At 66.2% G+C, this 22,314-nt stretch carries 17 protein-coding genes; 9 read left to right on the top strand and 8 right to left on the bottom strand.

The window, feature by feature from the left end; all coding sequences use genetic code 11:
* Positions 1-120 precede the first annotated feature (120 nt).
* The 9 genes from PV773_RS17340 to nagA all read left to right on the top strand — a co-directional run bounded on the left by PV773_RS17340 (position 121) and on the right by nagA (position 11,898).
* Positions 121-1,398: an ABC transporter substrate-binding protein gene (locus PV773_RS17340; protein WP_347967556.1), complete on the top strand. Its 1,278-nt coding sequence runs from the start codon at positions 121-123 to the stop codon at positions 1,396-1,398.
* Between the two features lie 121 nt (positions 1,399-1,519).
* A complete protein-coding gene (locus PV773_RS17345; RefSeq protein ID WP_347967557.1) occupies positions 1,520-2,389 on the top strand; it encodes a sugar ABC transporter permease in 870 nt (289 codons plus the stop codon).
* A 2-nt stretch (positions 2,390-2,391) separates the two neighbouring features.
* Positions 2,392-3,237 (top strand): carbohydrate ABC transporter permease, encoded by an 846-nt coding sequence (locus PV773_RS17350; RefSeq protein WP_347967558.1) that lies wholly within the window; start codon positions 2,392-2,394, stop codon positions 3,235-3,237.
* Entirely contained in the window at positions 3,234-5,270 is a 2,037-nt protein-coding gene (locus PV773_RS17355) for a DUF5107 domain-containing protein (RefSeq protein ID WP_347967559.1), read from the top strand. Before PV773_RS17350 ends, PV773_RS17355 begins: the two co-directional genes overlap by 4 nt.
* Positions 5,271-6,371, top strand: a complete 1,101-nt coding sequence (locus PV773_RS17360) for an ABC transporter ATP-binding protein (RefSeq protein WP_347967560.1) — start codon at positions 5,271-5,273, stop codon at positions 6,369-6,371.
* Between the two features lie 115 nt (positions 6,372-6,486).
* Positions 6,487-7,356 carry a transcriptional regulator gene (locus PV773_RS17365; RefSeq protein ID WP_347967561.1) on the top strand — a complete coding sequence of 290 codons (870 nt, stop codon included), beginning with the start codon at positions 6,487-6,489 and terminating at the stop codon, positions 7,354-7,356.
* On the top strand, positions 7,353-9,419 hold the full coding sequence (locus PV773_RS17370; RefSeq protein WP_347967562.1) for an ROK family protein: 2,067 nt from the start codon (positions 7,353-7,355) through the stop codon (positions 9,417-9,419). Before PV773_RS17365 ends, PV773_RS17370 begins: the two co-directional genes overlap by 4 nt.
* Positions 9,416-10,708 (top strand): class II D-tagatose-bisphosphate aldolase, non-catalytic subunit, encoded by a 1,293-nt coding sequence (locus PV773_RS17375; protein WP_347967563.1) that lies wholly within the window; start codon positions 9,416-9,418, stop codon positions 10,706-10,708. The genes PV773_RS17370 and PV773_RS17375 overlap by 4 nt, the downstream gene beginning before the upstream one ends.
* Positions 10,705-11,898 carry an N-acetylglucosamine-6-phosphate deacetylase gene (gene nagA / locus PV773_RS17380; protein WP_347967564.1) on the top strand — a complete coding sequence of 398 codons (1,194 nt, stop codon included), beginning with the start codon at positions 10,705-10,707 and terminating at the stop codon, positions 11,896-11,898. The genes PV773_RS17375 and nagA overlap by 4 nt, the downstream gene beginning before the upstream one ends.
* A gap of 31 nt (positions 11,899-11,929) precedes the next feature.
* Here the strand turns inward: nagA and PV773_RS17385 are convergent, their stop codons facing one another.
* From PV773_RS17385 to PV773_RS17420, 8 genes are all read right to left on the bottom strand, one after another.
* Positions 11,930-14,599, bottom strand: a complete 2,670-nt coding sequence (locus PV773_RS17385; protein WP_347967565.1) for a molybdopterin-dependent oxidoreductase — start codon at positions 14,597-14,599, stop codon at positions 11,930-11,932.
* 2 nt (positions 14,600-14,601) lie between these two features.
* Complete coding sequence (gene nirD / locus PV773_RS17390) at positions 14,602-14,940, bottom strand: nitrite reductase small subunit NirD (RefSeq protein ID WP_347967566.1); 339 nt, start codon at positions 14,938-14,940, stop codon at positions 14,602-14,604.
* Positions 14,937-17,387 carry a nitrite reductase large subunit NirB gene (nirB, locus tag PV773_RS17395; RefSeq protein WP_347967567.1) on the bottom strand — a complete coding sequence of 817 codons (2,451 nt, stop codon included), beginning with the start codon at positions 17,385-17,387 and terminating at the stop codon, positions 14,937-14,939. Before nirB ends, nirD begins: the two co-directional genes overlap by 4 nt.
* A gap of 18 nt (positions 17,388-17,405) precedes the next feature.
* Positions 17,406-18,695, bottom strand: coding sequence for a nitrate/nitrite transporter (locus PV773_RS17400; protein ID WP_347967568.1), 1,290 nt, complete (start codon positions 18,693-18,695; stop codon positions 17,406-17,408).
* Positions 18,696-19,039: 344 nt separating this feature from the next.
* Entirely contained in the window at positions 19,040-20,275 is a 1,236-nt protein-coding gene (locus PV773_RS17405) for a CmpA/NrtA family ABC transporter substrate-binding protein (RefSeq protein WP_347967569.1), read from the bottom strand.
* Entirely contained in the window at positions 20,272-20,868 is a 597-nt protein-coding gene (locus PV773_RS17410; RefSeq protein ID WP_347967570.1) for an ANTAR domain-containing response regulator, read from the bottom strand. Before PV773_RS17410 ends, PV773_RS17405 begins: the two co-directional genes overlap by 4 nt.
* A gap of 80 nt (positions 20,869-20,948) precedes the next feature.
* Positions 20,949-21,437, bottom strand: coding sequence for a peptide deformylase (locus tag PV773_RS17415; protein ID WP_347967601.1), 489 nt, complete (start codon positions 21,435-21,437; stop codon positions 20,949-20,951).
* Positions 21,438-21,542: 105 nt separating this feature from the next.
* On the bottom strand, positions 21,543-22,313 hold the full coding sequence (locus tag PV773_RS17420; RefSeq protein WP_347967571.1) for an exodeoxyribonuclease III: 771 nt from the start codon (positions 22,311-22,313) through the stop codon (positions 21,543-21,545).
* Position 22,314: the final 1 nt, after the last annotated feature.

Genomic DNA, 22,314 nt, shown 5'->3' on the forward strand with positions numbered 1-22,314 from the left:
AAATTACAAAAATGTAGGAAAACAATAGAATCTTGTTGCAAAATTTCAGGCTGTCGCTAACCCTAGCCGCCTGGACCCGCCCGCGAACGGCGCGACTGTCCTGAAAGAGGGAGGAGTTAGATGGTTTCGGAGGTCTCGCGGCGCGCACTGGCCGCATTTGCCCTTACAACTGCCGGCCTTGCCGCTGGCGCAGGCACGGCTTCGGCCAAGGAGCTGGTCTTCTGGTCGATGTGGAATGAGCCGGAGCCGCAGGCGGCGGCCCTGCGCAAGATCATGGACAATTACACCAAGGCAAACCCGGACGTGACCTTCAAGGTCGTCTGGAACGGCCGCCAGAACCAGACCAAGCTGCGCGGCGCCCTGCAGGCGGGCACCCAGGTCGACTTCATGGACCAGGACAGCGACCAGCTGGCCGGCGGCCTGCAAAAGGAAGGCCTAGCCTACGATCTTTCGGCCGACCTCGATGCCGATGCCAAGGGCGCCTTCCTGCCGGGCGTGCTCGACGTCTATGCCGATGCCGGCAAGTACTACCAGGTGCCGTACGTCTACAACACGGTCAACTTCTGGTACAACAAGGACATGATGAAGGAGGCCGGCGGCTCCGTTCCACAGACCTTTGACGAACTTCTTGCTTTGTGTGGCGCCGTCAAGAACGCAGGCAAGCAAGCGCTGGTCATCGAAGGCAACGTCGCCTTCTACAACATCCTCTATTTCGCCAATCATCTCGAGCGGGCCAAGGGCTCGGGCGCGCTGATCAAGGCCTTCGAGGACAGGTCGGGCGCCGGCTGGTCGGACCCGGCGGTGCTCGAGGCGGCCAAGGCGAGCCGGGCACTGTGGGATGCCGGCTGCTTCGCCGACGACGCGCGCGGCTTCCAGTATCCGGCCGGACAGCAGACTATCGCGCTGGGCGATACCATGGGCGAACTCGTCGGCTCCTGGTTGCCCACCGAACTCGCCGAAAGTGCCGGCAAGGACTTCCCCTGGGGTGCGTTCAACTTCCCGACCGTCAAGGGCGGCGCCGGCAAGGCGACGGATCTTCAGGTCGGCCTGCTGTCCTTCATCGTGCTAAAGGACTCGCCGAACGCCAAGGAGGCTGCCGGCTTCCTCAAATACGTCATGAGCGAGGAAGCGCAGAAGATCCTGGTGGAGGATGCCGGCGTGGGTGTCACCCGCAAGGGCGTGGAATGGCCTGCCGTCCTGGGCGATGCCTACCAGTCCGCATCCGCGGCAACCGCCCTTTCACCCTTCGGCGGTGGCCTGAACGTTGCCTATCCGGACTTCACGTCGCAGGTGCTCAATCCGGAATACAACAAGATGTTCCTCGGCGAGACGACCCCGGAACAGTTCGTCGAAACCCTGGTCGCCAAGACCAAGGAATTCTGGGCCGCCAACAAGTAACCGGACCAGCAGGCATGGGCAGCCGCGACGCTACCCATGCCGCCCACGGCGGCGGACGTTTCGACCGCCTGATGTTTGTGCCTGACAACCAGGGAAGGGCGGCGCGATGATGCGGCGACGAATGGTCATAGCGTTCCTGGCGCCCGCCCTGGCGTTGTATCTCGGCTTCCTGGTGCTTCCCGCGATCCAGGCGTTCTATCTCAGCTTCTACAGGACGTCCGGCTTCGGCAGCGAGCCGGTCTGGGTCGGCCTCGGTAACTACGCCACGCTGCTCGGCGATCCGATCTTCTGGCGCTCGTTGCGTAACATGGCGCTGATCCTGTTGGTCGGCGGCATCGCGATCTTCGGCCTCGCATTCCTGTTCACGATGCTGCTGAACTCCGGGCTCTGGGGCAAGAAGCTGTTCCGCGCCTTGATCTTCATGCCCAACATCATCGCCGTGGTTGCGATCACGACCTTCTGGTCGTTCGTGTTCATGCCACGCTACGGCCTGCTCACCAATTTCCTCAAGCAGATCGGGCTGACGAGCCTCGCCGGCGTTGCCTGGACGGCGCCCGAGAACGTGTTCTACGCCATGATGGTCGGCCTGATCTGGATCTCGACCGGATTCTTCACCATCCTGATCCTCGCTGGCGCCGACAAGGTCCCGGCCGACATGTACGAGGCGGCCCGTCTCGAGGGGGCCAGCACCTTCCAGGTCTTCCGCCATGTGACGCTGCCGATGATCTGGGATGTCGTGCTGATCACGCTCGTGCTGTGGTCGATCCAGGCGATCAAGATCATGGAATTTCCATACGCCTTCGGCGGGCCGAACATCGACCAGAACCTCTACACGCCGTCGATCTATCTCTACATCATGGGCTTCGGCCAGCGCGAGCCGGTCTACGCGCTCGGCTACGCCACCGCCATCGGCGTCGTGCTCTTCGTCCTCACCATCGTGACCATCCTGTTCCTGCGGCTCGTGTTCCGTCGCGAGCGGGTGGAGTTCTGATCATGACCCGATCCCGGTTTCCTGCCCCGCTCAAGCGCGCGATCGCCTATCTGTTTGTCGGCGGCTGGTCGGCCTTCTCGGTGTTCTTCGTCCTGTGGGTGATCCTCGCCTCGCTGAAGAAGAACCGCGACCTGTTCGGTTCGCCCTGGACCTTTCCGGCCGAGCCCGCCTTCGGCAACTATGTGAAGACCTGGGTGGCGAGCCGTTTCGGCGACTATTTCCTCAACAGCCTGCTCGTGGTTTCGGTCTCGGTCGCGGCACTGCTGCTTGTCTCGGTGCCGGCGGCTTATGTCCTTAGCCGCGGTAGGTTCCGCGGCCGCGAGGCGCTGTCGAGTTTCCTCGCCTTCGGCATGGGCGTGCCGATCCCGCTGCTTTTCGTGCCGCTGTTCGTGATCATGGCGACGCTCAGGCTCGCCGACACGCTGACCGGGCTCACGATCGTCTATGTCGCGCTGTCGATCCCGTTCACGATCTATGTGCTCGAAGGCTTCTTCTCGTCGCTGCCGTCGGAGCTGGAGTCGGCCGCGATCATCGACGGTTGCTCGGACTTCCAGGTGTTCCGGTACGTCATGCTGCCGCTCGCCGTGCCGGGCATCGCAACCGTCGCCATCCTCAATTTCGTCGGCCTGTGGAACGAGTACCAGCTGTCGCTCGTCCTCATCAACAGCCCGGAAAACCGGACGCTGTCGCTTGGCATCTATTCGCTGATCACCTCGATGCAATATTCGGGCGGCGACTGGGCCGGGCTGTTCGCCGGTGTCACCATCGTGATGGTGCCCACCATCGCGCTCTTCGTCATCCTGTCGGAGCGGATGATCAGCGGCATCACCATGGGAGGCGTGAAGTGACCAGCGTGCTCAAGGCAAGGCGCGGGGACCATGTGGCCCGCGTCGAGGAGACCACGGTCCGCATTCCGATGTCGCGCCTTGGCGGGCCGAGCGGCCTGCCGCGCTTCCGCTGGCAGCAGCCCATCCCCAACAAGGAGACGCCACCCAATGTCGGGCTGGATGCCGAGGAGAGCGCCCATCCCTTTGCCTGGGGCGAGGACTCGATCCTGCCCTATTGCGTCTACGACGATTACGATCGTGCGCCGCAGCCTGGCGAAATGCCGCTGGTGACGCTCACCAACGGCCGCCTGCGCGTTTCTGTGGCACCGCAATATGGCGGCCGGCTGATGGAATTGCACGACCTGGCGCTCGGCCGCGACCTGGTGTTCCACAATCCGGTCTTCCAGCCGGCGAACCTAGCCGCGCTCAACGCATGGTTTTCGGGCGGTATCGAATGGAACGGCCTGATCCCCGGCCACACGCCCTTCACCTGCGCCCCGGTCTTCGCCGGCATCACCGAGACCGAGCGCGGACCGGTGCTCAGACTCTACGAGTTCGACCGCATCGTCGAGGCGACCTGGCAGATCGATCTCTTCCTGCCCGATGACGACGACCGTCTCTTCGTGCATGGCCGTATCGTCAATTCCGACCCTCGGGCCAAGCTCGCCTACTGGTGGACCAACGTGGCGGTACCCACGGCGCCCGGCATGCGCGTCCTGAGCCCCGCCGATTACGCCATCGAGCATGTCCTGCCGGGCAACCAGCTCGAACGTTTTGCCTTCCCCGATCCGGTGCGCTTCGACGGCTCCTATCCCGGCAACTGGCGCGATGCGACCTCGGTCTTCTTCCGCCAGCCGCAGGCGAAGCGGCTGTTCATCGCCGCGCTCGACCAGCAGGGAACGGGTCTGGCGCAGACGGCGACGGGAGCCATGCGCGGCCGCAAGTTCTTCTATTTCGGCACCGCTCCGGGCGGCCAGCACTGGATGGACTACCTGTCCCTTCCGGGCGAAGGCGACTACATCGAGATCCAGAGCGGCATCGCGCCGACGCAGAACCAGCGCTTCGAGCTGCCGGCGGGTGGCGAGATCCACTGGACCGAGGCCTACGGCGCGTTGTCCGTTGCGCCTGCCTCCGCTCATGACGAGGACTACCAAGCGGCGGTCGCTGCGGCCGCAGAGGCTGTCGACCAGCGTTTCCCGGAGAGCGAGCTTGAAGATATCGATGCCTTCTTGACGCGCGTGTCGCGCCAGCCGGTGGGCCGTAGGATCGCGGAAGGCGTGGCATGGGGCGGTCGCCACGAGCGCCTGACGGGACGGGTTCTTGCTGCCGGGCTCGATTTTTCGACTGCAGCGCCGAAGGACTGCTGGGACGACCTACTTGACGAGGGGGTCTTCTCGGAAGCGAGCCTGTCCGTGGTCCCGGTTGAATTCGCAGTGTCGGAGAGCTGGGTTGCAGCCCTCGAGCAAAGCAACGCCTCAAGCGGCGAGACTTGGTTGCATGCGCTGCTGCTCGGTATCGCGGCTCTCGACCGCGACGAAATGGCCGAGGCGCACGACCTGTTCGAGCGGTCGCTGGCGCTGAAGCGGACATGGCTGGGTTTCCGCCAGCGGGCTTTGGTGGCGGCCGACAAGGACGCGGCCGAACAGGCCTATCTCGCGGCCTGGGCTGCCGGTGGCGCGCCGGCCTCGCTTGCCGTGGAGATCGTCCGCTTCCTGCTGGACGATGGCCGGCTCGAAACGCTTGGCGAGTTTGTCTCCGGCCTGCCCGCCAAGGTGCAGGAGCAGGAGCGCATCGTCCTGTCCCGGGCGCTGCTTGCGGCCCGGCGCAACGACATGGACGAACTCAAGGCGCTGCTGGGGCGGCAGTTCGCGACGATCCGCGAAGGCGAGACCTTGCCCGAGGATCTCTGGAACGCATTGCAGAAAGGGCGTCTCGAGGCGGCGCTGGGTCGGCCGGCTACCCCGTCCGAGCTGAGCGATCGGCTCAAGCTTCACCCCTTGCCCGAGCATCTGGACTTCCGCATGCACGTCGCGTCCGAAATCGAGGAGAACTAAATGGCCCGCGTGGAACTGCGCGATATCCGCAAGTCGTTCGGATCGGTCGATGTCATCCGGAGTGCCGATCTCGATATCGAGGAAGGCGAGTTCGTCGTGCTTGTCGGCCCTTCCGGCTGCGGCAAGTCCACGCTGCTGCGCTGCATCGCCGGACTGGAGCAGATGACCGCCGGGCAGCTGATCATCGACGGCGTCGACATGACCAAGGCAGATCCGGTCGAGCGCGGCATTGCGATGGTGTTCCAGTCCTATGCGCTCTATCCGCACATGACGGTGGCCGAAAACATCGGCTTCGGGCTCAAGATCGCCGGCGCGCCGAAACCCGAGATCGACGCGCGCGTGGTCGAGGTGGCCAGGCTGCTCAAGCTCGACCAGCTGCTCGAGCGCAAGCCCAAGGCCCTGTCGGGCGGCCAGCGCCAGCGCGTCGCAATCGGCCGCGCGCTCGCGCGCAAGCCGCGCATCTTCCTGTTCGACGAGCCGCTGTCAAACCTCGATGCGTCGCTACGTGCGGAAATGCGGGTCGAACTCGCCAAGCTCCATGCCGGGCTCGGCAACACCATGATCTACGTCACCCACGACCAGGTCGAGGCCATGACGCTGGCCGATCGTATGGTGGTGATGCGCAACGGCGTCGTCGAGCAGGTCGGCACGCCGCTCGAACTGTTCAACAATCCCGTCAACAAGTTCGTTGCAGGTTTTCTCGGTCAGCCGCCGATGAACTTCGTCAAGGTGTCCGCCACGCGCCCCAAGGACGGCACTGTTGAACTCGGTCTGCCGGGCGACGGAAGCATCGCGCTCGACCTGACGGTCGCCAATGACTTCGCCCTCGACGGCGTCGAGCTTGGCATCAGGCCGGAAGACATGACCATCGACGACAAGGGCGAGATCGCAATCGTCGTCGAGGTGGTCGAGCAGCTCGGCGGCGAGACCATCGTCTATGGACGGCTGGCAGACGGGCAGCCGCTGATCGCCAAGCTGCCGGGACAGGCCGGCGTCGGAGCGGGCGATCGGCTCGCGTTCCGGGTGAACGCCGAACGGCTTCACGTTTTCGAGGCCGGGGGCCGCAACATCCGCTTCCGGAGCATGGCGAATGCGGGCTAAGGAATGGCCGGAAGCGCCTGTCCAGAGGCGTTGGCTCGATGCCGATCAGGTCGGCCGTGGCGGAGGCGACGTCCCTCCGGCGGCGGCCGCGGCACGGCCCGACAAGGAGCCCGCAATGCAAATCCCTCACCAGTCCGGCCAGTCGCTGATCGAGCTCATCTCGAACGACCTGCCCGAACTGAACAAGACCTTCAGGCGCGTCGGGCAGTACCTGCTGTCGGCGCCGGATGGCTTCATGCACAAGCCTGTGCAGGAGATTGCCCTGGCCGCCGAGGTCAGCGAGCCGAGCGTCGTGCGCTTCTGCCGCCGTTATGGCTTCAAGGGGCTCCCGGATTTCCGCATCGCGCTGGCGATGGCGCTGGCGCGCGGCAATGAGCGCAGTTCCTATCTCGAGCCCAGGATCACCGACAAGGCGGTTGTCAATCTGGCACAGAAGAAGGCGATCGCCCGCTTCGCACGGACCCTTGTCGGGACCGACCGCTCGATCATCGTCGATTCCGGCTCGACGGCACAGCTGTTTGCCGAAAGTCTTCGCGATGCCGCCGGCCTCGTCATCATGACCACCGCCCTCAATATCGTCGACGCCCTGCGCGATGCCAGCCAGCACACGGTCATGCTGCCGGGCGGCACGGTGCGTTTCGAATCGCGGTCGGTATCGGGCCGTCTGGTCGAGAACACACTGGCCAGCATGCGCTTCGACACGGTCTATCTGGGCGCCGACGCCATCGATCCGGAATTCGGCCTCAGCACCTTCAACGAGGACGAGGCGCATCAGAACACGGCGATGATCAACGTCTGCCAGCGCGTCGTGGTGCTCGCCGATTCCACCAAGTTTAGGGCGCCGGCACTGCATCGCTTCTGCGAACTCGATCGCATCCATTCGATCGTCACGGACACCGGCCTGCCGGACGAAGTCGCCGAGATGATCGAGGCGCGAGGGGTGACGGTCCATCGCATCGATCCAAATGACGGGAGTACCCAATGACCGCAAGAAAGGCGGCTGACATCTCGGCTGGACTGGACCGCTGGGCTACGACGCGCGAGATCGCCCAGCAGCCGTCGGTGTGGCGGAGCTGGGGGCCGAGGATCGACGCGATCTCCGGCGACATCCGCCATTGGCTGCACGGGCGCGCGCATGACGAGATCTGGTTCTGCGGAGCCGGCACTTCCGCCTTCATCGGCGAAACGCTCGCCGCCCATCTCAATCGGGCCGCGGGGCCTGCGCGCTTCCGCGCGGTGCCCACCACCGACCTGGTGGCGTGCCCGCGGAACTTCATTCGGCCGGGCGTGAAGCTCCTCGTCGTTTCCTTCGGTCGCAGCGGCAACAGCTCGGAAAGCATCGCCACGCTCGACCTGCTTTCGACGCATGCGCCCGAGGCCGACAGGCTGCACATCACCTGCAACGGCGACAGCGCGCTCGCGCGCCAAAACCATCCCGGACCGGGCGAACTGCGTACCATCGTGCTGCCGCCCGAGACCGACGATCGCGGCTTTGCCATGACGTCGAGCTACACGACAATGCTGTTGTCGGCGCTCGCCTGCTTCGATCCTGCGCCGCCGCATCCGGTCGCAGCACTGTTTGACGAGCTGGCATCTGCGGCCGAGACGGCAATCAGGCACGGCTTCGAGAAGCTGCCGGCGCTGCCCATGCCCGAGCGCGCGGTCTTCCTCGGTTCCGGTCCGTTGACAGGCTCGGCACGGGAATGCGCGCTCAAGGTGCTGGAGCTCGCGGCCGGCAATATACCGACGTCGTGGGATTCCGCTCTCGGCTTCCGCCACGGACCCAAGGCGGTGGTGAACGATGGAACGCGCGTCTTCGTGCTGCAATCCTCCGATCCGTTCACGCGTGCCTACGACTTGGACCTGGCGGCGGAGGTTGCCGCCCAGTTCGGCGCCGATCGTGTCGTGCGGCTCGGCAGCGTCGCCGACGGCGCCGACATCGAAATCCCGGTGGTCGGCAACGATGCCTGGTCCTCGCCGCTCTATGTGCTGGTGGCGCAGATGCTGGCGGTGATCTGGTCGGACAGGCTCGGCATCAACGTCGACAACCCGTTCAGCGGCGGCAACCTGACCCGCGTGGTCGCGGGCGTTAAGCTCTACCAGTTGCCGAAAGCCGGACCCCGACTGTTCGGCGCGCTCGATCTCGGCGGCACCAAGATCGAGGCCTGCCTGTTCGACGACCGGCTCGAGCCGGTGGCGAGGCGCAGGAGCCCGACGCAAAAGGAAAGCTATGAACGGCTCGTCGAGGCCGTTGTCGAGGAGGTGCGCTGGCTCGAAAGGGAAGCCGGCGTAGGACTGCCGATCGGCATCGGCATTCCCGGCCTCATCGATCCGGTCACGGGCCGCTCGACGACCGCCAACCTGCCCGCGACCGGCCACACGCTGAGCGCCGATCTCGGCGCGCGGCTCGGCCGCTCGACGCCGGTGGAGAACGACTGCAAGTGCTTCGCCCTGTCGGAGGCCAATGGCGGGGCGGGTGCCGGCCATCGCACCGTCTTCGGCCTCATCCTCGGAACCGGGGTCGGCGGCGGCGTCTGCGTCAACGGCCGGCTGGTGACAGGGCTCAACGGACTGCCCGGCGAGGTCGGTCACTTCGGTCTGCCCGCGGCCACAGTCGACCGGCGCAAGCTGCCGCTCGTCGCCTGCGGCTGCGGCCGCGTCGGCTGTTGCGAAACGCTGGTTTCCGGACCGGGCATGAGCCGGCTCTGCGAACACATGACGGGCCGGGCGGCGAAGCCGGAAGAGATCGCCGCGCAGGCGGCGGCCGGCGACCCCGCGATGGGCGAAGTGCTCGACGCCTGGCTCGACCTGCTGGCCGAGCTGGTCCACACGATCCAGCTCACCGTGGATGCCGATTGCGTGGTGCTCGGCGGCGGCCTGTCGCGCATCGAAGGCGTTGCCGGCAAGCTCACCGGCGTCTTTGCCGGTCACAAGCTGCCGGGCGTGCGTAGCCCGGTCTTCGAAGTCGCCAGGTTCGGCGACGCGAGCGGCGTGCGCGGCGCGGCGATGCTGGCGCGCGCAACTGTGGAAGGAAACTCCGTGCGATGAGGCAATTGAGGGAATTGATCGCCCGCAACCGCGCGGGTTCGGGCGAAGCCATGCCGTCGGTCTGCTCGGCTCACCCAGATGTCGTGGCCGCCTCGGTGCTGCTCGCCGAGGAGGCGGACGTACCGCTTCTGATCGAGGCGACCAGCAACCAGGTCAACCAGTTCGGCGGCTATACGGGGATGAAGCCCGTCGACTTCGTCGGCTTCGTGCGGCGCATCTGCGACGACATCGGCGCCTCGCCCGAACGCATTCTGTTTGGTGGCGACCATCTCGGCCCCCAGGCATGGCGCGACCAGCCAGCCGAGGTGGCGATGGGACACGCCCGCGACCTCGTGTCAGCCTACGTGCAGGCCGGCTTCACCAAGATCCATCTCGACTGCTCCGAGGGTTGTGCAGGAGAGCTGCCGCAGGTCGGCGATAAGGTCAGCGCCGAACGCGCCGCCGACCTTGCCGCCGTCTGCGAGATTGCTGCAGGCAACCCCGATGCGTTGAGCTACATGTATGGCACCGAAGTGCCGCCGCCAGGCGGCGCGCGCGCCGACGATGGCTCGCATGGCATCGTGCCCACGGCGCCCGAAAGTGCGCTTGCGACGATCGAGGCGCATCGCCAGGCATTTGCCGCACGCGGCCTCGAGCAGACCGCCTGGGCACGCGCAGTCGGGCTGGTGGTGCAGCCGGGGCTGGAGTTCGCGCCGGATCATGTCCATCGCTTCGACATGGCTATACCGGACAGGCTCACGTCGGTCCTCGCAGACCGACCCGGCCTGTCTTTCGAGGCGCATTCGACCGACTATCAGGCGCCGGACGTGTTCCCCGAACTGGCGCGGCGCCATTTCGCGGTGCTCAAGGTCGGTCCCGCTTTGACCTATGCCTACCGCCAGGCGATCTATGCGCTCGACGCGGTGGCGGGCTGGGTCGCGCCTGGCTCGGACCGCGCGCCGGTCGCGTCGGTCATGGAACGGCTGATGCTGGAGAAGCCCGGCAATTGGGCAAAACACTATGCGGGAGACGCGGTTGAGCAGCATCTGCTGCGTCATTTCAGCTATGCCGACCGCATCCGCTACTATTGGGCGCAACCAGAAGCCGCTGCGACGGTGGCGCGGCTGCTGGCCGATCTCGGGGCGCGCCGTCCGCCGCGGAGCGTCCTGGAACAGTATTTCGCGCCTGTGGTGATCGACCGCGCCGAGGGGCTGGAGCCGACCGTGAGCAACTGGTCGCGGGCGCTCATCTACGCCCAGATCCAGGAAGCGCTGGCGCCTTACTTTGCCTGCCATGGGGCAAAGCGGTGACGCTGCTGTCGTCGACGGACCGACTTCCTTTCGACCTGGAAACGGCTGATGCCTGGTGGCTGTCGCCCGAGCGGCTTTTCGACGGCTCCACGTTGCGCAACGGAATTGCGCTGCGCATCGAGGCTGGGCGGATCGCCGCCGTCCGCCCAGGGAGCGAAGCGGGAGTTGACGGTGCACCGGTGTGGCGCTCGACCTGTATCGCGGTACCGGGTTTCTTCGACGTCCAGATCAATGGCGGCGGCGGGGTGCTGTTCAACACGACGCCTACCGTCGAGGGCCTGGAAAGGATCGGCGCCGCCCATCGCGCAACCGGCACGACGGCGTTTCTGCCGACGCTGATAACCGACGCGGCTGACCTGATGGACCGGGCGGCGGACGCTGCCATCGCCGCCTTCGGCAGGTTCGGCGTCGCCGGCATCCACCTCGAGGGACCGCATATCAGTGTCGAGCGCAAGGGCGCCCACGATCCGGCCTTCATCCGGCCTATCGACGAGCGGACTTTTGCCGTGATCGAAAGGCTGCGGCGCGCCGGATTGCCGGTGCTGCTCACGCTGGCGCCGGAATGCGTTCCGCAAGGTGCGATCGCGCGGCTTTGCGCCATGGGCGCGGTCGTGTCGCTGGGGCACACCGCGGCCGATGCGGCCACCGTCAGGTCGGCCATCGCCGAAGGGGCCTCGGCCGTCACGCACCTGTTCAACGGCATGACGCCGATGACCTCGCGCGCGCCAGGCGTGGTGGGGGCGGCGCTCGACAGCGACCTCTATTGCGGCTTCATCGCCGACGGCCACCACATCGACGACACGGTGCTGCGCCTCGCCATCCGCTCGCGCTCCCGCCCTGACCGCATGGTGCTGGTCTCGGATGCGATGCCCACCTGGAACGGGCCGGATCAATTCGAGCTCTACGGCGAAACGATCCGCGCGGTCGATGGCAAGCTGGTCAATCGCCTGGGCTCGCTTGCCGGTGTCCACATCGACATGGCTTCGTCCGTCAGGCGCCTGGTCGAACATGTCGGGCTGCCGCTCGACCAGGCGCTTGCCTCGGCCACGGCAGTGCCTGCGGCGCTGATGGGGCTGTCGCAGGAGATCGGCCGGCTGGTGGAAGGCGCCCGTGCCGACATCGTGCTGCTTGGTAGCGACCTCGCGCCACGGGTGGTGCTCGCCGGCGCCGCTTTGCGGAACAACCTTTAGCCGGCGCGCCGGTCTGCTGCGTCGGCGGGCGTCATCCGGCCAGCCGCAACGCGCCGTCATCGAGCATCGCCTTGATCTCCGACCGGCAGGAGCCGCAATTGGTGCCGGCATTCGTTGCCTTGCCGACATCGGCAAGCGTGGTGCAGCCGCCGGCGATGGCGCCGGCAAGCTGGTTGGCGCCGACGTTGAAGCACGAACAGACGATGCGCCCCACCGAAGCCATCGGCACCGGCGCCCGGCCCGAGAGAAGCGCGCGGCGGTCGAGCGGCGTCAGCGGTTCGCTCGAGGCGAGCAGGGACAACAGCCAGTCGCGTTCGGGCAGCATGCCGCGTGGGGCGACCAGCAGCGCCTCGGCAAGTCGTCCCTGCGGATCGGCGGCCGCGGCCCGGAAAGTCGAGCTTCGCCGGTCGGTATATTCGAGCAAATGGTCCGACGGCACGACGTCGATCAGCCTGCGGGCGAGCAGGATGCCCTGTTCGGGCGGCTCCGTTCCGGCAAGCTCGTAGACCCAGCCGCCGTCGACGGCAGCGCGGCTCCAGTGGACGAAGCCTGTCGGCCTCAGGTCGCGGCGTGTCATCAGGACGCCGACCCATTCGACCGCTTCACGAGAGATGCGCACCGGCACGTGCTTGAGCTCCGGCTGGCCGGAGAAGGGATCGGTGACCGGCGCCGACAGCGACCCGGCTGCGGCGTTGGCGGCAAAGCGTCCGCTCCAGTGCATCGGCAGGAAGGCCTCGCCCCGACGCTGGCCACCGCTCACGCGCACCTTGGCGCGGCCGCTGCCGTAGCGGCTTTCGACCCGTGCCAGGTCGCCATCGGCGAGGTCGAGCGCTGCTGCATCGGCGGGGTTCAACTCCAGCGCAGGCTCGGGCGCATTGGCCATCAGTCGCGGCACCCGGCCAGTGCGGGTCATGGTGTGCCACTGGTCGCGCAACCGGCCAGTATTCAGGGCGAGCGGGTAGGCGGCATCGACCGGTAGCGCCGCGCCTTCCTGGCGCACGGCCACGAAGCGGGCGCGGCCGTCGGCGGTGGGAAAGCGCCCGTCGGCCAGCATTCGCTCATTTGTGGGCGACCCACGACGCCGAGGCCAATGGACAGGCGAAAGTGCCTCGTATTGTTTGTCCGAAATGTTGGCGAGGCCACCGATGTCGAACAGCCTTGCACCGTCATTCTCGAAGGTGGAAAGGGCTGCGTGCTCACGGAAGATCTCGACCGGATTGGCATAGGCGAAGGCGTCGGCAAAGCCCATGCGGCGGGCGACTTCGGTGACGATCCACCAATCCGGCCGCGCCTCGCCGGGCAAGGGCATGAACGGTCGCTGCCGTGAGATGCGGCGTTCGGAATTGGTCACCGTGCCGTCCTTCTCGCCCCAGGCGGCGGCGGGCAGAAGCACATCGGCGAAGCGGGTCGTGTCGGTCGAGGTCACGTCGGAAACCACGACGAAATCGCAAGCCTTGAGCGCCGCCCGCACCCGCGTGGCGTCTGGCATGCTGACCGCGGGGTTGGTGCCCATCACCCACAGCGCCTTGACGCGCCCGTTGGCCACAGCCTCGAACATGTCGACCGCCTTGAGGCCGGCCCGGCGGGCGATTTGCTGTGCGCCCCAGAAGCGGCCGACGCGGTCGGGCGCGGACGGATCCTCGAAGCCCATATGCGCGGCGAGCTGGTTGGCGAGGCCGCCGACCTCGCGGCCGCCCATGGCATTGGGCTGGCCGGTGACCGAAAACGGTCCCATGCCCGGCCTGCCGATGCGGCCGGTGGCGAGATGGCAGTTGAGGATGGCATTGACCTTGTCGGTACCATGCGCCGACTGGTTGACGCCCTGGCTGTAGACGGTGACCGTACGCTCCGTCGACGCGAACCAGTCGTAGAAGGCGGCTATAGCGGTCGGGTCCAGATCGCAGGTTTCGACGATCCGCCTGACCGAGGGCGCGTCGGCCGCAGCCAAGCTGAGTGCCGCATCGAAGCCGATCGTATGCGCCGCCACGTAAGGCTGGTCGACGGCACCGCTGCGCGCGAGATGGGCGAGCAGGCCGGTGAACAGGAGCACGTCCGTGCCCGGCTTGAGCTGCAGGTGCAGGTCGCATTCCGCTGCGGTCGCGGTGCGGCGCGGATCGACGACGACGATCCTGGTGCCGCGCGTGGCCCGGGCGGCGAGCAGGCGCTGGTAGAGGATCGGGTGGCACCAGGCGGTGTTGGAGCCGACCAGCACGACGAGGTCCGCCTGTTCGAAGTCCTCGTAGGTGCCCGGCACGATGTCCTCGCCGAAGGCGCGCTTGTGGCCGGCGACCGACGAGGCCATGCAGAGCCGCGAGTTGGTATCGATATTGGCCGAGCCGACAAAACCCTTCATCAGCTTGTTGGCGACGTAATAGTCCTCGGTGAGCAGTTGCCCGGAGACGTAGAAGGCGACCGAATCCGGCCCGTGTTCGGCGATGGTCTCGGAGAGTCGCCTTGCCACCAGATCGAGGGCGTCGTTCCAGTCGGCGCGGCGACCGGCGATCTCGGGATGGAGCAGCCGGCCATCGAGACCGAGCGTCTCGCCGAGCGCCGATCCCTTGGAGCAAAGCTTGCCGAAATTGGCCGGATGTGCGGGGTCGCCGCGCACGGACGCTTTACCATCCGCAGCGACCCGCGCCTGCACGCCGCATCCTACGCCGCAATAGGGGCAGGCGGTCCTCACCTCGCGCGCATCCGTCATCGTCAGGCAGCCTTCGAAGCCAGGACGTCGAGGGCGATGAACAGCCGCCCGTCCTCGACCTTGAGCGGAATGGTCCTGACCGAGCCTTCGTCGGCGCCGAGCGCTTCGCCCGTCTCGAGCGAGAACACCCAGTTGTGCAGGGGGCAGGTCACCGATGCGCCGTGGACGATGCCCTGGCTCAACGGGCCGCCCTTGTGCGGGCAGTGGTCCTCGATGGCGAAGACCCGGTCGTCGGCGGTGCGGAACACGCCGATCTTGCCCTGAGGCGTGTTCACGCAGCGCGCGCCGCGCAGGGGGATTTCGGCGATGGTACCGATCGCGATCCAGTTGAGCGTGTTCATTCCGCAGCCTCCGCGAAACCGACCGAGGCCATCGGCCGGAATTCATGCTTGTCCTTGCCGGAGACGCGCTCCGACCAGGGATCGACCTGGGCGAATTTCTGGCTGAAGACGAAGCGGTCGTAATAGGCCTTGCGCTTCCCGGCATCGTCGAGGATCTGGCGCTTGATCTCGGCCACGCCGACGCGCTTGGCCCATTTGTAGATGCGCTCGAGATAGCGGGCCTGCTCGCGATACATCTGCGTGAGCGCCACGATCGCTTCCAGCGCCTCGTCCTCGCTCTTCACCAGGCCGAGCACCTCGGTGCCCTTGATGTCGAGTCCGGCGGCACCGGCGAAATGGATCTCGTAGCCGGAATCGACGCAGATCACGCCGACGTCCTTGCAGGTCGCCTCGGCGCAGTTGCGCGGGCAGCCCGACACCGCCATCTTGACCTTGGCCGGGGTCCACGAACCCCACATGAACTTCTCGATGCGGATGCCGAGACCGGTCGAATCCTGGGTGCCGAACCGGCACCAGTCGGAGCCGACGCAGGTCTTCACCGTGCGCAGGCCCTTGGCATAGGCGTGACCCGAGACGAATCCGGCCTTTCCCAGGTCGGCCCAGACCGCCGGCAGGTCTTCCTTTCGGATACCGAGCATGTCGATACGCTGGCCGCCGGTGACCTTGACCAGCGGGATTTCGAACTTGTCGACGACATCGGCGATGGCGCGGAGTTCGTTCGAATTTGTCACCCCACCCCACATGCGCGGCACCACCGAATAGGTACCGTCCTTCTGGATGTTGGCGTGGACGCGCTCATTGATGAAGCGCGACTGGTAGTCGTCGGCATATTCGTCCGGCCGGTCGCAGACGAGGTAGTAGTTGAGTGCCGGCCGGCACTTGGCGCAGCCGCAGGAGGTCTTCCATTGAAGTTCCTGCATCACTGCAGGAATCGTCTTCAACCCTTTGACCTTGATCAACCTGCGTACGTCGTCGTGGCCGAGATCGATGCAAGTGCACATGGGTTGGACGGCAGCCGGATTGTAGTGGTCGCCAAGGGTGAGCGACATAAGCTGCTCGACCAGCCCGGTGCAGGAGCCGCAGGAAGCGGACGCCTTGGTGTGGGCACGCACGTCGTCGAGCGAGGTCAGGCCCTTGGCGGTGATGGTGCCGGTGATCTTGCCCTTGCAGACGCCGTTGCAGCCGCAGATTTCCGCGTCATCCGGCAGTGCTGCAACGGCCGCCATAGGGTCCAGCGGCGATCCTCCCTGATAGGCCTGGCCGAAGATCAGGGTGTCGCGCATCGCCGAGATGTCGGTCTGCTTCTTCTTGAGGTCGTTGAACCACGCGCCGTCGGAGGTCTCGCCGTAGAGCACGGTGCCGATAATGCGATTGTCCTTGAGCACCAGTCGCTTGTAGACGCCGGCTGCGGCGTCGCGCAGCACGATCTCCTCGCGGTCGTCGCCGTCGGCGAAGTCGCCGAGCGAATAGAGGTCGATGCCGGTGACCTTGAGCTTGGTCGGGGTGTCGGAATGGACGAAGGCCGCCGTAGCGTCGCCGGCCAGCCGGGCGGCTGCGACGCGCGCCATCTCGTAGAGTGGAGCCACCAAGCCGTAGACCTGGCCGCCAACCTCGGCGCATTCGCCGAGCGCAAGGATGTCGGGATCGGAGGTGCGCATGCCGTGGTCGACGACGATGCCGCGATTGGTCTCGATGCCGGCTTCCCTTGCCAGTCCCGCATTGGGGCGGATGCCGACCGCCATCACGACGAGGTCGGCAGGGACCGTCGTTCCGTCTGCCAGTTCGATGCCTTCGGCCTTGCCGTTGCCGACGATGGCCTTGGTGTTGGCCTTGGTCACGACCTTGATGCCGCGCGCCTCCACGGCGCGCTGCAGCAGGTAGCCGGCGGCCGGATCGAGCTGGCGCTCCATCAGCGTCGGCATGACATGCAGCACGGTGACGTCCATGCCGCGCAGGCTGAGGCCCGCTGCGGCCTCCAGCCCGAGCAGGCCCCCGCCGATCACCACGGCCTTGGCGCGCGACTGGGCGGCCAGTAGCATGGCGTTGACGTCGTCGAGGTCGCGGTAGGTGAGCACGCCGGCCATGTCGCTGCCGGGCACCGGGATGATGAACGGCACCGAACCGGTGGCGATGACCAGCTTGTCATAGGGCTCGGTCACGCCGCGGTCGGAGGTCACGGTCTTCGCTTGCCGGTCGATGGCGACGATCTTGTGGCCCTTGTAGAGGGCGATGCCGTGCTTGATGTACCAGCCGTCGCCGTGGATGATGATCTCTTCGTAGGCCTTCTCGCCCGACAGAACCGGCGACAGCATGATGCGGTCGTAGTTCACGCGCGGCTCGGCGTTGAAGATGGTGACCTGGTAGCGGTCCGGTGCCGCCTCCAGCAGGTGCTCCAGCATGCGCCCGGGGGCCATGCCGTTGCCGATGATGATGAGCCTTTCGGTCATGGTGATGGTCCTTGTCCCTTACTGCGCGGCGACCGCCAGCGGCTCGATCTCGGTCCGCGACATCCTGCGGATCGACAGGTGCATCCAGACGAGCGAGGCGACGACGATGGCGAAGAGCAGCATGAAGCAGCTCGTCCACAGGCCGGTAAGGTCGTTGAGCGCGCCGAAGGCGATGGGCAGGACGAAGCCGCCGAGGCCGCCGATCATGCCGACCAGGCCGCCGACCGCGCCGACATTCTGCGGGTAGTAGACGGGGATATGCTTGTAGACGGCGGCCTTGCCCAGGCTCATGAAGAAGCCGAGAACGAAGGCAATGACCATGAAGGCGATCGGTCCGACCTCGAAGTGGAAGGACATCGGCCCGCTGATGCCGCGCACGACATAGTCGGCGGCCGGCAGCGCCAGGATCAGGGTGGCGACGGCCGAGACGCCGAAGGTCCAGTACATCACGGTGCGGGCGCCGACGCGGTCGGACAGAACGCCGCCATAGGCTCGGAAGATGCTCGCCGGGATCGAATAGGCAGCGCCGATCATGCCTGCGGTCGCGATATCGAAACCGTAGACGCCGATCAGGTAGCGCGGCAGCCACAGCGCAAGCGCGACGAAGGCGCCGAAGGAGAAGAAGTAGTAGAGGCCGAAGCGCCAGACCTGGACGTTCTTGAGCGGCGCGAACTCGCTCCAGAATTCCTTGGGCTGGCCGCCATGGATGCGGCGTTCGCGGATGACCGGGTCGTCCTCGGTGCCGAACCAGAAGATGAAGGCCATGAAGCCGAGCGCGGCCGCCCAGATCAGCGCCACTTCCTGCCAGCCGGCGGCGACGAGCACGAAGGGGGCGGCGAACTTGGTGACGGCGGCACCGACGTTGCCGACGCCGAAGATTCCGAGCGCGGTGCCCTGCCTGTCGGCCGGAAAGAAGCGCGAGACATAGGCGACGCCGACGGCGAACGAGCCGCCGGCAAGGCCGACGCCGAGAGCTGCGACCAGCATCTGCGTGTAGGTCTGGGCGAAGGCGAGCAGGAAGGTGGCGGCGGCCGCCGCCAGCATGGTCGCCGTGTAGACGAGCCGTCCGCCGAAGCGGTCGGTCCAGACGCCGAGCACGATGCGCACCAGCGAACCGGTGAGGATGGGCGTGCCTACCAGCAGGCCGAACTCGGTTTCGGAAAGCCCGAGCTCCTGCTTGATGCGCACGCCGATGATCGAAAAGATCGTCCACACGGCAAAGCACACGGTGAAGGCGATGGTGGACATGGCAAGCGCCCGCTTCGGACCATTGTCCTGGCTGGGGGCGGGAGGGGTGGTTGCGTTCATCGTCGGCTCCATGGGGCGGCGTGGGAGGCGCCGCGCTGAGTTGGATCGCTAAAACAAGAAAGCTGCCGACCAGGGTCGCGCGTCCGTACATCCGGGATCGCGGTCGTCTGATCAGCAGCTTCGCCTGGGGCGCCCGTCTTTGGACGCCGATATGTCTGACCTTTCGGCCTCGTCTATTGCAACGCACAAACCGTGCCAGTTCGGCATGTCGTTTGGATTTCGTTTATTTTCAGATACTTATATAGGGGGGCGATGCGCGCCGCCCCAGTGCCAGCGGACAAAGGACGATCAGCCGGCGTCGGTCTCTGCCTATTTAATGTGCAGTGCACAAAAATTAACAGCAGTCAGTTGCCGAGGTCCCGCTGGGCGGCAATGTAGCCATCGAGATCGTCGGGATCGAACAGGCCGCCGTCGAAGAACCCGTCCGGCCCGAGCACGAGACTGGCACCCGCCGAGCCGACCGGAGTTGGCGCGGGCAGCGCACCCTCGACCTTGGCGTTCGCGCCCGGCAGGGCCGCGCCCAGCGGCTTAAGCGCGGCACGGTAGAGATCGGGCCGGTAGGTTTCGCGGGCGATCGCAGCATTTTCCGACGAATGCCCAGCTTGTCCCCAACGCGCCATCTGGCTGTAGAACCACAGCGCGTGGCTTTTCCACGGGAAGGTCGCCGCCCGAGCCTGGGGCACGAAGAAGTCATCGACCTCGACGGAACTGTCCGACGACGTCCCGAGCTGGCCCGAAAGCGCCGGCAGCATCCAGTCGGCCGGACGCCCGACATAGGCGGGAGCCGACATGATGCCTGCCAGCTCGGCGTGATTGGCTGGCGAGGCGCACCACTGCGCGGCGTGATGGACGGCGCGCAGCAGAGCCGCCAGCGCGTCGCCGTTTGCTTCGGCCCATCGGGCATCGGCGCCCAGCACCTTTTCCGGGCTGGACCGCCAGATCTTTGCCTTCACGGTGGCGATGCGGCCATGGCCGAGCTTGACGGCGGCTGTATTCCACGGCTCCCCGGCGCAGTAGCCGTCGAGAGCGCCCGAGCCGAGCGCATCGGCCATCAGTGGCGGCGGCACGATCACGATCTCTGCCTCGCGGTCGGGATCGATGCCGCAAGCAGCAAGCCAGTAGCGCAGTTCGTAGTTATGCCCCGAATGTGGATGCACCACCGCAAAACGCAGCGGCGGCTGGCTGGTGCGGGCTCTCTCCGCCACGACAGCTCGAAGCGCGTCGCCTGCCGTGCGCGGCGAGAGGTCGCCGGTGGCGCCGTGCGCCGCCATCTTTTCCCACAATGCATTCGACACGGTGACGGCGTTGCCGCCGAGGCCCAGCGCCATGGGCACTATGGTGGTGGCTGCCAGCGGCGTCAGCCCGAGGTTGCAGGCGATCGGCATCGGCGCCAGCATGTGCGCCACCTGGAAATGCCCGACCGCGAGCCGGTCGCGGACGCTGGCCCACGATGTCTCGCGCACCAGGGTTAGTTCGATGCCCTCGGCTGCGGCAAAGCCCTTCTCCCTGGAGGCGACCAGCAGCGCGCTATCGAGCAATGGCAGGAAGCCGGCGGAAATCTCGAAGCGGGCGTCGGTCATGCGTCGTCTCCCAGCAGGCCCGCCGCGGTCACCAGGCTCTGTGCGATTTCGGCGAGCTTGCGGTTCTGGTTCATCGCGGTCTTGCGCAAGAGCGCATATGCATCCGCCTCGGTGAGTCCGCGCGACTTCATCAATATGCCCTTGGCGCGATCGATGAGCTTGCGGTCCTCGAGTTCGCTGCGCGCCGCCTCGAGTTCGCGCGTCAGCCGCGCAAAGGCATTGAAGCGGCTCACCGCCATGTCGAGGATCGGCTTGACCCGCTCGCGCTTGAGGCCGTCGACGATATAGGCCGAAACGCCGGCCTCGACCGCCGCCTCGATCGAGGCGCTGTCGGAGCGGTCAACGAACATGGCGATCGGCCGCTTCACCGCGCGCGACAGCTGGAACATGTTCTCCAGCATGTCGCGATTGGGGTTTTCCAGGTCGATGACGATGACGTCGGGATTGATCTCGGCGATACGCCTGGCGATGCCGGAGACGTCGTGCACCAGCGTCACGTCCTCATGCCCGGCCTCCCGCAGCCCGGCCTCGATGATCGAGGCGCGGATTCGGTTTTCATCGATCACGAGCACGGCGAGTGGCTTGGCGGTCATCGCCCGCTATTTTGCGCGCATCCGCGCATTGTGCAATGCAGCAGAGCGAATTTCGTCGCTCAGCACGTGGCTGCGGGTCGTCAGCCGATTTTTCCGTAGCGCTTGATCAGTCGGTCGCGCTTCAGCTTGGAGAGCCGATGGATCCAGAAGATGCCGTCCAGCTGGTCGATCTCATGCTGGTGGCAGACAGCCAGGAACCCGTCGGCCATTTCCGTTTGCCACCGGCCGTGCATGTCCTGGTAAGTGATCTCGACGCCGGCGTGGCGCTCGACCTCCTCGACGACGCCGGGCATCGAAACGCTGCCTTCCGTATGCCGGATCTTCTCCTGCGACGCCCAGGTGATCCTCGGATTGACGTAGATGCGGACGTCCTGCGGCGACAGTTCGAGCACGACGAGCCGCCTGGCAACTCCAATATGCGGAGCGGTGATGCCGACCCCGGGCGCGGCCCGCATCGTGTCGATGAGATCGCTGGCCAGAGCGCGCAAGCCGTCGTCGAACGCGACCACGGGCTCGGCCACCGCGCGCAGGCGCACATCGGGAAATTTCACAATCTGCCGGACCGCCACTTTTTCCCCCATATAGAACGTTCGCTTGGAGCGGATCACATGCCATGCGCCGTCAGGCAAGGGTCATCGGGAGATGCTCGGCCCGCCGGCTGCCGTCCTGGCCGATCACTCGACCTCTACCCACACCGGTGCGTGATCGCTGGCGTCGTCGCGGCCGCGCACGTCACGGTCGACGCCGACGCCCCGCAGACGCTTCGCCATCTGGCGGTCGAGCAGCAGGTGGTCGAGCCTGAGGCCGGCATTGCGTTGCCACCGGTTTCGGCGATAGTCCCAGAATGTGTAGACCCCATCCTGCGGAAACGCCTCGCGCACGGCGTCCGTCCAACCCTGGTCGAGCAGTTGGCGGAAACTGGCGCGGCTTTCAGGCTGCACCAGCGCATTGTCGTCGTAGGAATGGGTCTCGTACACGTCGCGCGGCTCGGGAGCGACATTGTAGTCGCCGGCGAGGACGACCGGCACGCCGGCAGCGAGGAGGCCCTGGGCATGGGCGTTGAGCCGCTCATGCCAGGCAAGCTTGTAGTCGAATTTTGGACCAGGCTGTGGGTTGCCGTTCGGCGCATAGAGCGAGGCGATCAACACGCCGCCGACGGCCGCTTCGATGTAGCGTGCCTGGCGATCGTCGTCGCCGCCGGGTAGATCCCAACGGGTTACGATCGGCTCGGTGTCGCGCGCGAGGATCGCCACTCCGTTCCAGGTGGACTGTCCGCGCCAGGCTGCGCCGTAGCCCGCGCCTTCGATGGCGGATATCGGGAAATCCGCATCGGGTGCCTTGAGTTCCTGAAGGCAGACGATGTCCGGTTTCGCGTCGCCCAGCCAGTCGAGCAGGTTCGGCAGCCGCCGCTTGATGTTGTTGATGTTGAAGGTCGCGATCTTCACG

The organism is Mesorhizobium sp. CC13 (assembly GCF_039907765.1).
Lineage (GTDB): Bacteria > Pseudomonadota > Alphaproteobacteria > Rhizobiales > Rhizobiaceae > Aminobacter.

Excerpts from the sequence above, each read along its gene's own strand:
- PV773_RS17340 (WP_347967556.1), top strand. The coding sequence starts at position 121 with ATGGTTTCGGAGGTCTCGCGGCGCGCACTGGCCGCATTTGCCCTTACA.
- PV773_RS17345 (WP_347967557.1), top strand. The coding sequence starts at position 1,520 with ATGGTCATAGCGTTCCTGGCGCCCGCCCTGGCGTTGTATCTCGGCTTC.
- PV773_RS17350 (WP_347967558.1), top strand. The coding sequence starts at position 2,392 with ATGACCCGATCCCGGTTTCCTGCCCCGCTCAAGCGCGCGATCGCCTAT.
- PV773_RS17360 (WP_347967560.1), top strand. The coding sequence starts at position 5,271 with ATGGCCCGCGTGGAACTGCGCGATATCCGCAAGTCGTTCGGATCGGTC.
- PV773_RS17365 (WP_347967561.1), top strand. The coding sequence starts at position 6,487 with ATGCAAATCCCTCACCAGTCCGGCCAGTCGCTGATCGAGCTCATCTCG.
- PV773_RS17370 (WP_347967562.1), top strand. The coding sequence starts at position 7,353 with ATGACCGCAAGAAAGGCGGCTGACATCTCGGCTGGACTGGACCGCTGG.
- PV773_RS17375 (WP_347967563.1), top strand. The coding sequence starts at position 9,416 with ATGAGGCAATTGAGGGAATTGATCGCCCGCAACCGCGCGGGTTCGGGC.
- PV773_RS17385 (WP_347967565.1), bottom strand. The coding sequence starts at position 14,599 with ATGACGGATGCGCGCGAGGTGAGGACCGCCTGCCCCTATTGCGGCGTA.
- nirD (WP_347967566.1), bottom strand. The coding sequence starts at position 14,940 with ATGAACACGCTCAACTGGATCGCGATCGGTACCATCGCCGAAATCCCC.
- nirB (WP_347967567.1), bottom strand. The coding sequence starts at position 17,387 with ATGACCGAAAGGCTCATCATCATCGGCAACGGCATGGCCCCCGGGCGC.
- PV773_RS17400 (WP_347967568.1), bottom strand. The coding sequence starts at position 18,695 with ATGAACGCAACCACCCCTCCCGCCCCCAGCCAGGACAATGGTCCGAAG.
- PV773_RS17405 (WP_347967569.1), bottom strand. The coding sequence starts at position 20,275 with ATGACCGACGCCCGCTTCGAGATTTCCGCCGGCTTCCTGCCATTGCTC.
- PV773_RS17410 (WP_347967570.1), bottom strand. The coding sequence starts at position 20,868 with ATGACCGCCAAGCCACTCGCCGTGCTCGTGATCGATGAAAACCGAATC.